At 45.2% G+C, this 12,260-nt stretch carries 5 protein-coding genes; all 5 read right to left on the bottom strand.

The genetic code is table 11. From position 1 onward, the window contains the following. Positions 1 to 262: 262 nt before the first annotated feature. Entirely contained in the window at positions 263 to 1,897 is a 1,635-nt protein-coding gene (locus tag ECHVI_RS10505) for a RagB/SusD family nutrient uptake outer membrane protein (protein ID WP_015265957.1), read from the bottom strand. 19 nt (positions 1,898 to 1,916) lie between these two features. Continuing rightward, complete coding sequence (locus tag ECHVI_RS10500) at positions 1,917 to 4,928, bottom strand: SusC/RagA family TonB-linked outer membrane protein (protein ID WP_245553476.1); 3,012 nt, start codon at positions 4,926 to 4,928, stop codon at positions 1,917 to 1,919. 644 nt (positions 4,929 to 5,572) lie between these two features. Next, positions 5,573 to 6,901: a DUF3472 domain-containing protein gene (locus tag ECHVI_RS10490; RefSeq protein ID WP_245553474.1), complete on the bottom strand. Its 1,329-nt coding sequence runs from the start codon at positions 6,899 to 6,901 to the stop codon at positions 5,573 to 5,575. Positions 6,902 to 6,912: 11 nt separating this feature from the next. Further along, the gene (locus tag ECHVI_RS10485; RefSeq protein ID WP_015265953.1) at positions 6,913 to 10,023 is read right to left on the bottom strand and encodes a glycoside hydrolase family 2 TIM barrel-domain containing protein; all 3,111 of its coding nucleotides are present in this window, start codon (positions 10,021 to 10,023) and stop codon (positions 6,913 to 6,915) included. 449 nt (positions 10,024 to 10,472) lie between these two features. Further along, positions 10,473 to 12,254, bottom strand: a complete 1,782-nt coding sequence (locus ECHVI_RS10480) for a RagB/SusD family nutrient uptake outer membrane protein (RefSeq protein WP_015265952.1) — start codon at positions 12,252 to 12,254, stop codon at positions 10,473 to 10,475. Between the last annotated feature and the right edge of the window lie 6 nt (positions 12,255 to 12,260).

Below are 12,260 nucleotides of genomic sequence, written 5' to 3'. Positions count from 1 at the left end.
TGGACTTCGGACTTCGGTGTCTATTGCCACCTCATCCTCCAAGTAGGCCTTATATCCAGTTCTTATTCATTAGGACAAAGCTTTGTTTTAGGCTTCTTTCAGATTTTGGGTCACCCCAAACACCCTTGCCCTCAACTAATGGTTCGTGCCAACCCGCCCATAAGGGACTTAAACCCTCCTGATGTTTAGCATGCACGGCAAACAAAAAAAGCCATCCGCTTTGGCGGATGGCTTTAAGTCTTGTTAACAAGTGGCTGCTACATCATGGATTCTGGGTTAGCCCATCATGAATCAATAATTGCCCTTCTGGCAAATATTCTACCACCGCATTATCATTGGCAGGGACAGTATAGATAGGATTGTTTCCGGACAAGTGAGTACCTGGATACTCACGGTTCATGGTCCTGTCGTTTCTAAATACATCTATTTTCCTATGGCCTTCATAAGCCAGCTCCAGTTGACGCTCTTCCAGCACCACATCCAGCACCGATTTCTCGCCAAGGTTTGCAGTCGTATACAACCCGACATCTGGAATACCTGCCCTGGACCTGATCATGTTTACATCATCCAGCGCCGCGGCATCATTGCCCATTTTGGCATTGGCTTCAGCCCTATTCAGGTACATCTCGGCTAGCCTCGAAATCACGGGAGACCATAAGTGTACTTGATCCTCCTGGCCGGAACACTTCAAGACATAATACTTAGGAAAGCCATTTCGCACATCCAATTTATGATCAATCAAAACCCTTTTGGATCCTTGTGGCGTCTGAATGAAATAATGGTAACCACCATGTCCATCACTTTCCTTCTCCAGCATCTTCTGCTGACCATCCTCGGTATACACATAATCATCCCCTGAGGCAGTTACTTCTTTCCATTTGTATGCAAAGCTGTCGTCCACATACAAGGCCCAAGTAATCGACTCGTCCACTACTACCGGCTCGATAAAATTGTAGCGCTGATCTTCGGGATATTCCCTAACCATTTCAAGGTACCTTCTGGAAGCATACATCTCGCCCCAGCCAGTGCCTTGGATATTGGCATATAATGAGCCCACGGTATACCAGCCATTACTGGAATAATCGGCATCTGGGATAAACTTGATCGCAAAAATCGTTTCCGAATTAGATTCTGGTGCCAGCTTGGTATAATCCGCCAATTTCTCGGTAGCCACCAAATTAAACTTGCCTGAATTGATCACCATATCGGCATATTCAATGGCCTTGGCATTGTTTTCCATGTACAAGTATAGCCTTGACAGCAAAGCCCAAGCTGCTTCCTGTGTGGCATAAACATTGGACTTCTCTGCTGTGAAAAGGGAAGCGGCTCTCAACAAGTCAGATTCTACTTGATCGTACACCTCCCCGACAGTAGACCTTACCGGAATACTTTCGGGATCACCATCCAGTTTTAACGGCACTCCTTCATTTTCCCTACCTTGGACATAAGGCCTGCCAAAGATATTTATCAGCTGATAATGCATCAAAGCACGGATATAGTAGTTTTCTGCCAACAACTGGTCATCGGCATCAGACTTTCCTTCCTCTACGGCTTCGATCACCTTATTGGTCCCGACAATGATCTGGTAGGAACTCCTCCAAAATCCAGCTACTCGGGATCCATTGGGAATGCGCTGATAATTATACGTGAAAAACAAAGGGTCTGTCGTGGTACCACTCAGGGCCACATTATCCGAAGGATATTCAAAAAGACGATGCCAATTATCACTCCAGCCCTTCATCCTACTGTAGTTCCCCAAGGTAACCGACTGGGCACTAGTTTCGGAATTGGCCAAGTCATCTGAGGTAATGGAATCGTATGGACTTCTATCTATATTACAAGCGGAAAGGGTAAGCACAGCCAGCCCAATCCAATATTTTTTATTTAAGTATTTCATAATGTGGTAACGTTTTAGATCAGAAAGAAAGGTTTACACCGAAAGTAAGTCGCTTAGGAAGTGGGTAAGGAGAAGAAGTATCTCCATTAACGGCCGCTTCAGGATCCAAGCCAGAGTAGTCGGTGATCGTGATCAAGTTATCCGCTGAGAAATAAGCACTCAAGCTTCCAATCTTCCAAGCCTCCGTAATATGAGCAGGGATGGTATACCCCAAGGTCACATTACGCATTCTCAAATAACTGGCATCCTCCAGGTAACGGGAAGAGGTTTTGTGTGCATTATTGTTTCCTCCATAAACAGGCTGTGGATGGGTTGCATTTGTATTGTCCGGTGACCATCTGGACCAACCGTCCTGCAGCCTCATAAAATTATAGGTAGGGTATGCTCCGTCACTGTCAAAAAGCTCCCGGGCACTTTGGTACACCATCGCTCCATCAGAATAGGCGAATGTAGCGTTCAGATACACCCCTTTGAACTCCATGCTAGAGCTAAGTCCTCCGAAGAAATCCGGGGTGGATGTTCCCACTTTCTGAAGGGTCGCTGCAGAATATGATCCGGTAACGGAGGCCTCTCCAGTGGAAGGGTCCACTTGCTCCCATTGAGGAGTTCCGTCCTCAGGATTTACACCGGCCCATTTTCTCATGTACCATGTGTCGATGTTTTCACCTTCTTCGATGATGGTGTTGCCGGATATTTGGCTTTTGCCTCCATAAAGCTCGGTGATTTCATTGTCATTTTTACCAATATTAAAGTCCAATCGCCAGTTAAAGCCGGAAGCGGTATTCAGCACATCTGCCCCCAAGGTAAACTCAATCCCCCTGTTTCGAACACCACCGATATTGTCAAAATACCCGGTATATCCTGAAACATCAGGAAGTGGCACAAAGTGCAGCAGGCCACTGGTACTTTTGTTATAGACTTCCAACACACCGGTCAGTCGATTCCAAAGGCCAAATTCCACACCAAGGTTGGTGTCATAGGTCTTTTCCCATGTCAAATCATCATTGCCCAGCGTGGAGGCAACCGCCGCAGGATCACCATTATACTGTGCATTCAAAGAATACAGTTCATACTGCGGATAAAGTGAAGCCGGGGTATTCCCTACGCCACCGTAAGAAGCCTTTAAACGCAAATAATCAAATGCCTGACTGTTGAAGAATGCTTCCCTGTGGATGTTCCATGAACCACTGATCGCAAAGAAATTTCCGTATTTCTTATTGGCTCCAAATCGAGAGGCGCCATCCCGTCTGAAGGACACCTGCGCATTGTACTTTCCTTTGTAGCCATAATTCGCATTGAAAAGGTAAGATTGGAATGCGTAGTCGTTTTTGGTTCCACCGATGGTCGTCGGCTCAGAGGTGCTTCCGATAATAGAAGCCCCTGGCACAATGCCCTTTCCGGTGGCACTTAAACTGTTGTATACGTAATCATTATACTCGTAAGCAAGCAATGCGCTGATCGTATGGTCATTGATGGCCTTATTATAGGACAGCATCTGATTGGTAAAACGCGTGGTTCTTTTCCCTATTCCGTTGTAAAGGCGTCCATTATCTGCCAAGCCACTATTGGACCGTGGATCGGTATAGGAAAAGGTCTCCGCCTCATAATAAGTAATGTTGTTGGTGGAAATGAAAGACAAGTTTTCCGTGATGTCATACTGAAAATCTACATTGGCCATGACATTGACCGTATCACCAGTAGAATAATTCCATTGAAGGTCATAAAGATAATTGCTATTATCCCTTCCATACCATGTCACATCACCATCTTGTGGGTTTACGGGCTTCCCATCCTCTCCGTATGGATTATCCCACGGAAGGTTTCGGTACATGTCATAAATGCTATGCTGCCTGTTTTCTGTGTTGATATAAGTAGCGGCCAACTTTGGCTTAATGGTGAATCTCGGAGAAATATCATATTCAAAGTTCACCCTTCCTGTCATTCGCTCATAGTTATATCCTTTTACAGACCCTTCTTCCTTGTAATAGTTTCCTGTGGCAAAGATCCTGGTCTTATCGGCTGTCCCTGTATAGCTAAGGTTATAATCTTGGACGGTTCCCGCCTGGGTACCGATATCCAACCAATCCGTATCTGTATTCAGGAGCGCTTCATTATAGTAATCAGGAATCGCATTTTGATTGGGAAACTGCCCCCAAAGGTCATACATTTCCTGACTGTTGCTGATTTCAAAGCCGCCGGTATTGAACAGCGACACCCCTGTCTTGGCGCTGACGTTAATATTGCTTGTGTTGGCTCCTTGGGCGGTTTTGGTGGTAACGACCACGACACCATTTGCGCCCCTGGATCCGTACAATGCTGCCGATGCGGCATCCTTCAAAACAGAGATGCTTTGGATATCAGCAGGGTTGATATTTGGCGTACCATGCCAAATCACACCATCCACGACCCAAATAGGGTTTACGGAAGACCGAATGGAGTTTTTACCCCGGATCCTGATCTTTGGAAGGGCTCCCGGTGCTCCCGATGAAGCACTCACATCCACCCCAGCCAATTTTCCTTGAAGCATATTACCGACATTTGGGGAAGTAATATCCTGCAGCTTATCACCATCTACAATGGCCACGGAGCCCGTAAGATTTTCACGCTTCTGGGTGGTATAACCGGTAACCACCACTTCCTCTAGCCCTTGCGTATCCTCTTCTAACACGATTTCCAATTGACTTTTTCCACCAATCGCCACCTCTTGACTCTTAAAACCAATAAATGATACCTGAAGTACGGCATCTTCTGAAATGTCGTTCAGGGTGAAATGACCGTCCATATCAGTAATGGTACCTTTAGTGGTCCCTTTCACCAAGATGCTTACGCCCAAAAGGGCTTGTCCTGATGCATCCTTAACGGTTCCTTGAATATCAATTTCTGCTTGTTCAGCAACATTGCTGCCCTCATAGCTGTCGATTTTCAGCACCTCTCCCTTCAAGGGATTGGCACTTACCGGGAAAGCGGTCAGCGCCAGGGAAAAGCTCCCTAGGGCTACCCACCCTATGCTGGTAAGTAGTTTTTTCATCATAGTTTTTGATTTGTGTTGGTAAACAGTTTGAGGATCCCCAGACTCCAAGCCCTCTGGAGCATCCGTTCATTTATCTCAGTTATTACTTGGGTTTATGATCAGAACCTTGGAGTACTTTCCTTGCCGATGAACACTCCTTAAGCTTTCGAATGATTGTTTTAGCAAATCTTTTGGTCCATGATAAGCCAAACAAACATTACCTAAAACACTAAACATGCTTCAATTCCTTTCAATTATATTTCATTATCACCCTAAATGTAATCAAATAAATTTTCGAATCAATATTTTTCAAGACTAATAAGCAATGAAAATCAAAAAACAAAAGAAAATAACTTACGGAACCATTTTCAAAAAATTAAATTTACCTAACATTAAAGGCCGACAACGCAAAAAAACTCTTTTTAACATTTCACATCAACTCGACTTTCCCTACTGATCATTTGCAGCTTGGCTAAACCCAAAACCAAACGCTCTGAAAGGAAAGGCTGTACCACCTGCCCAAATACTTCAGCATCAATCGAAAACTCAAAAACAGCCACCACCCATATCCTGCCTCGAATGGACTCGGTCTTACCAGGACAGACGAAAAAAGCGCCTGCACATCTTAACTGTGCAGGCGCTGTCAAACCTCATTCTTTTACTCCCTAAGGTAAAGCATCCACATCAACCGCTGGTTCCTGATTGGTTGCGGACCGCTGATGCATACTGTTCAGCTCCTCGAAGTCGTTGAAAAAACCTCCGTTTTGTAAAAAGAACTGACCATTCTCCACTCCACCGGCATAATCCATCCGGTATCCTCGCCGCGCAATATCGTCCCCGGTAAATTTTGCCGTTGTGAGCGCTGTCCAATGGCCTTCGGTATCCATGGCCCACTGATCATGATAAAATGCCTTTCTACCCAAGTAACCGTTTTTATCATTAAAGTTCTCCAAAAAGGAGTGGGGCCGCTTATACCATGTATCGCTTTGTGGCCTCAAAAAACTTGCGATCAACTTCCACTCTCCGAGCTCTGGAGCATAGAAATAAGCTGTATAAATGGTATTGCCCTGGCCATCTGGCTCTACTGAATTCAGAAAACGATAGGTATTACCCGTGATCCATTGATATTTCCAATAACTCTGACCTCCAGAACCTTCATTTCCAAACTCTCCTGTATAGACTCCCTCTCCCTTTTTCAGCAGTTTGATTTGCTGATCTTCGGGGATTTCCTCGGGATTATCCGTGTGGAAAGGGCTCCATACGGAAAACAACACCCTACGCTCATCATCAGCATTGGCCTGAATGCCAAAATACCCTTCCCCAAAGCCATTTGCCATGTAATAGGACCCGTTCGGATCTTCCCCTTCAGGGACCGTGATTTCACTGTAAAACCACTTAAAGTTCTTATTTTCGGGCACCTCATAGCTTAAATGAACCGAAGGACCACGTCTCCCCCAATAATACCGATTACTTTCATTGTCTTTCACATAGACGATAGGCGCATTATCCTTCGTTTTCACCAAGAGGGACTTGATCGCTGAAAAAGCCTCCCCTTCCTTGGACACTCCCTGAATATCCACTTTCACATAACCTTCATCCAGGTCAAACTTTCCTACATGAACGGTATCGCTCCCTTGGGCTGTTACGGAAACCTCTTTTCGTTGTCCTCCGGCGGTCACCATAAAGTCGCAAGGAGCATTACGTGCTCCCAACACCAACTGCAGAAAAACCTGCTGTGGCTTTTGAGTTTTAAAATAAGTACTCAAAACAGCTTCCGATGAAATCCAGTGTTGAACACCTTGTCGGGTTACTTCCACCCCTGTTCCGGTGGTCACATACGCATTCCCTCCCAAGGGAATCTCTGTGGTCTCCTGGAATGCATTCGCTTCCTCTTGAACCCCAGAGGACTCACATGCCAATAGGACCACCATGGCTGCCATGGGCAATAATCTTTTAATACTCATCATATTGGGTTTTATTTGGTTGTTCTGCATTATAAATAAGGTTAAAACGGAGCAATAACATAGCTGAAAGCATAATCTTTAAAGCTCACCCTATAGGCTTCAAGGGCTATCGATCCCCAGCTATTGATCCCCGCTACTCCAGTCTGCTCAAGATCCACATGGAGATTGGTATATCCATTCGGTTCCAGTTCTCCGCTGTGGATATTTTGTTTTTCTTTGCCCGGGTAAAGCTGATCAATTCCATATGGAAGCGCACTTACATTCAACAAGTCCTCCAAGGCGTAGATCATCAGCCCTTCGTTTTGGGATTTACTGACAGAAGCCCATCGAACATCCGTCTTATTCCCGGACTCCTGTGGCCGGACATACGGGTGGTATTGCTCCATGACACTACCTTCATAAAGCCCCACCTGAGCACTGTATTTCCGGTCAGCGTAGCTTTCCCAAGGCCCTCTTCCGTACCACTTGAATTGATCCAACGCTCCGGGCAACTTTAAGTCAGTGCCTATTTTCAGTAAATAATCATGATCACCTTTAATGGCTTTAAAGGTGTTGTCCACCCTGATTTTACCACCATCATCAAAACGATACACTTGTTCAAAAGACGCGTCCCCGCCTAACACCTCATAAATGGCCTTCACCTGGTAAGTTCCGTCGGCAGCTGCTTGGTGCTCTAGTTTTTGTAGTGATGTCACCTTTCCATGCTGATAATCCAGCTTACTTCCGCGCCCCCCGCCAAAATCATTATCGACAAGCGGCCTAAAAAGCGACAAGGAAGGCCCATCCACGATCAACGTATTTTTCCCCACTTTATAATCATGGAATTGACCTGTGGCCACATTAAAGAAAACGCTGAACTTCTTATTGCTGATCCATAGCTTCCCTGCTTCCTCACGGACTTCCACGTCGGCCGCCTGCGGATCAAACTTCTTCAAGACAGGGTCTGTCAAGGCAAATTCCGCCTCTGCCAGCAAGGTCTTCGGTGCCATCCTCCCTTCTTCCTGAACGATCCTTCCCTCCACTTGCAGGCGGTATTCGGCACTTTCGTCCCGCACCAACCCAAAAGGCAAATCCACAACCGTATGCTGCCTTGGCGCCAATGCAAACGTCCCGATGCTCGCCCGCTTTATCACTTCCCCATTCTTTAGCAAAATGGCCTCGAAGGTGTAATTGGAAAGATCCCTGAAAAAATACTCGTTAAAGATCTCCAACCGATCATCCTCGGTCAGTTCAAAAGACACTTCTTGATGCACCCTTCGCACTTCATAGGCATGCGGATTCCATCTTCTGTCCGCCATGATGACCCCATTGATAAGGAAATTATCGTCACTTGGCGTGCCTTCAGGCCCCCAGTCTCCACCATAGCCAAAAACCCTCTTTCCATCTATTTCCTTATAAATCCCTTGGTCTACCCAATCCCAGATATAACCTCCTTGAAGCATTGGGTAAGCCTTGATCACCTCCCAATACTCCCTGAAATTCCCCATGCTATTCCCCATGGCGTGGGCATATTCGCTCATGATATAGGGTCTTTTGGGGTTGCTCTCGGCATATCGGATCATGGAATTTGGATGCGGATACTGTGGCACTATGATGTCCGTATTCCACTCGTATGTGGAACGTTCATACTGAACCGGACGCGAGGGATCGTACGCTTTGATCCATTCGTAGGCTTTATAAAAGTTATACCCGTTTCCGGCTTCATTCCCCATGCTCCAAGCCACTACGGACGGGTGATTCTTATCCCGGAAAACCATCCTCTTGATTCTCAACATATGGGCATGCAGCCATTCTGGGGCATTGCCCAGCGTCCTTTCTGGACTGTAGTACATCCCATGGGATTCGATATTCGCTTCATCGATTACATAAAATCCGTACTTATCGCATAACTCATACCAGTAGGGATCATTGGGATAGTGCGAAAGCCTGACGGCATTCATATTCAATTCCTTCATGATCCGAACATCCGTCTCCATCTGCTCCTTTGTGATCACATGATGGGTCTCTGGATGGGATTCGTGACGGTTTACCCCCTTAAAGAGCACCGCTTTGCCATTCACCAGAAACTGATTGCCGACCACCTCATAAGTTCTAAAACCAACATTTTGGCGAACCACCTCAAGGGGCTCTCCTGCCGCATTGGCCAAGACCAGTTCCAGCTGATATAGCGTCGGGGTCTCTGCAGACCAAGCCTTGACGCTCGGGATTTCAGTGGCAAAATTCAATACCGTCTTCCCTTGCTTTCTCTTCAAGCCAATGGTTGCTTGCGTTTGTTCAAACACCACATTCCCGTTCGGGTCCAGCAATTTGGCCATGACTGTATTTTCACCTTGCTGCTCATCGGTACGGTTCCACAAATCCACCGTCACATCCAGCTTACCATCCCGGTAGCTATTTGTCAAAGGGCTTTTCACAAATAGATCGTAGAAATGCACTTTTGGTCTGCTGTAAAGGTACACGTCTCGTTCAATGCCCGAAATTCGCCAAAAATCCTGCGCCTCCAAATACGAACCGTCATGCCATCTCCTCACCTCTATGGTGATTAGGTTTTCGCCAGGCTGCACATAATCCGTTAATTCAAACTCAGACTCCAGCTTGCTGTCTTCTCCCAAGCCCACATACACTCCATTCACATATAACCTGAAGGCCGATTTTACCGCTCCCAGATGGATAAAGACCTGCTGATCTTCCCAACCATCTGGCAAGGAAATCTTGCGACGGTAAACACCTGCTGGATTTTTTTCATTTTCTATAAAGGGGGGATTCGGGTTATCCACCGCAAATTCAAAGGGATGATTGACATAAATCGGTGTCCCATAGCCATTGAATTCCCAGTTGGCAGGAACCTGAAAGTCATCCCAAGCAGCATCATCAAATCCCGTTGCATAAAAATCCTTTGGCAGCTTCGTGTAATGGTCTGTCCAGAAAAACTTCCAAGTCCCATTCAAGTCAAAAAAGCGATCAGACGCAGCTTTTTCACCCTTTTCCGCTAAGGCTTCATTTTCGTAAGGAAAATAGGATGCCCGCATGGGAAGCCTGTTTTCCTCTTGCACATGTGGATTTTCAAATATCGGATCAGCTTTTCTATCTTGGCCAGACACCTTTATCACACAGATAAACGCACAAAATAGCGAGGTAATAATTGATTTCATGAAATTAATTTTAGTTTAAAAGCTCAGTACCTTACAAAAAAAAGAAATAAAACGAATAATATACAATTCAATATGAAATAATTTGAAAATAAAACTATCATAATAATCATTATTCGAAACAGAAAACCAGCAATCCTATTAATCCCCTATTCAACCAGATTCATTCATTTGGAATCTTCTTGAGCACTGAAGGCCCCCGGGAATCAGGTAGTTTTAGGGGCGGGGCGAGCATTACCTGAATGGTCACACTAAAACTATAGCGAGTGACTGATTTTTTATCCCGCAGATCTCATAATCATTTTCGACCATGAGGCAAACTGCGCTAATATATCGTTTAGGTGAAATTTGTTTATTTCTCTCAGACCAGGGAAAGAAATATAAATCCCCGAAACACATCTTATAATTAAGAAGTGATCGGGGACTAACTCACTGTTTACCAAACAGATTTTCTATTCCCAACCAGGATTCTGCTCTAGGTTAGGGTTAAGTGCAATCTCTTGCGATGGCACTGGATACAGGTATTGGTAGTCTTCCCAAGCGGGGGGTGTACCCGGAAAAAACTGAATATACCCTTCTTCTGCACCTCCTTGGATCGGAATACGATTATTCACTTCCGCTCCAACGATCCACCTACCCAATTTGGGTTCATCAGTATAATCCATTTTCTTCCACCTTCGCAGGTCATTGAAGCGAAAACCTTCCGCCATTAGCTCTACCCCTCTTTCTCTTCTGATTTCCCAAAGGACGGGATCGATTTCCGGATCCCGTGTGGGATCAAAATCCGACCCTACATTCAACACGGTCATCGCAGCGACTTCCCCACGCTCTCTAAGCTTGTTTATAGTCATATCCGCGACAGATTGATCAAATTCTCCCAGCTCCCATTTGGCTTCAGCAAAGTTCACCAAAACTTCCCCCATCCTGAATACTGGAGCATCATTGAAATCATTATTTTGGATATCATGAAGGCGATTGTAATATTTAAAGAGCTTATAGCCGGTCCTTGAAACATTATAGGGATCACCTTCATTAAAATCCCTAAAGTGAGGACTTACCCGTAGAATATATCCTGCGTGATTCCTACTCGGAAGCTGTTTTTGGCTGGGATCCATTCTCTCCTCCATAAAGTCGATATACTCCTTATCTTTTGGATCATCGGAATATTCCCAAGACAATCGGTCTCCGGAAACTGGTTTTACTCGGAAGGGAGGTGTAATGGTAAATAACATTCTCAAATCCCTATTTCTAAACTCCGCATATGGGTCTCGATCTGTTTCGAACAATTCACTGTTCCAACGTGTCTCACCATCTTTCATCAAATAGCTGTCTGCACCTCTCTTGGTGATATCCCAGTTCCCAGCAGAATTCCTATGCCGGGAGGTAAGCACATGGGTAAACACACCATTTTCATAGCTTTTGTACAGCAATATCCCCGGAACTCCTCCAAGATCTGCACTGTTAAATAGCTCATTGTAATTTGAATGAAGGGATGGATTATTTTCAATCAACGTTTCGCCAGCTGTTGCACTCGCCCTTAAGAAGGGCTCGCCACCTTCTAGACCATGATACTTCCTCCAAGTCCCTTCAAACAAACCAAATCTTGATATTAAAGCCCTTACTACATCACTACTAATGGTATTTGCAGGAATTCCATTCGTTCCTGGCTCCATAATGTTTGCCTCTGCAAACAAAAGGTCATCCAAGATATTCTGTGCCACCTCTGCCCTGGGGGTTCGCCCTGCTTGCAACAGTTCATCATCGTCGGTGAGCACTCGATCTATCCAAGGAACGTCACCGTAGGCAGCTATTTTTTCATAATAATCATATGCTCTAAAGAAATAACCAATCGCCCTCCAGTGATTTTTCTCTGCTTCAGTCATATTAGATGCATCAAGATTTTGCAACATGATATTTACCCTTCTTACAAAAGAGAAATCCCATATCCCTGATGTGGTCGGAATAGTCTGTCTTCCCCATATCCAAGCAGAACCTTGATTAGTATTATTATGCATCATCAAGTCACCATCCCAGTCACTGTTCGGAACGCTCAAATTATAACCTGGAAATATGGAGTAAAACCCAAAGGCATACGTCTGGGTAACTTGGAAATTGGCAAAGGCATTTTCCTCAGAAAAAGCCAACTCTGGAGTTTTGTCCAAGGTGCTTTCTACACAGCTGGTCCCTAAAACCATAAGGCAAACACCTAATATTATATTGTTCATTTTTTTCATCTTCTA

It is taken from the genome of Echinicola vietnamensis DSM 17526, from assembly GCF_000325705.1.
Taxonomy (GTDB): Bacteria; Bacteroidota; Bacteroidia; order Cytophagales; family Cyclobacteriaceae; genus Echinicola; species Echinicola vietnamensis.
This window is presented reverse-complemented; position numbering and strand designations above follow the sequence as displayed.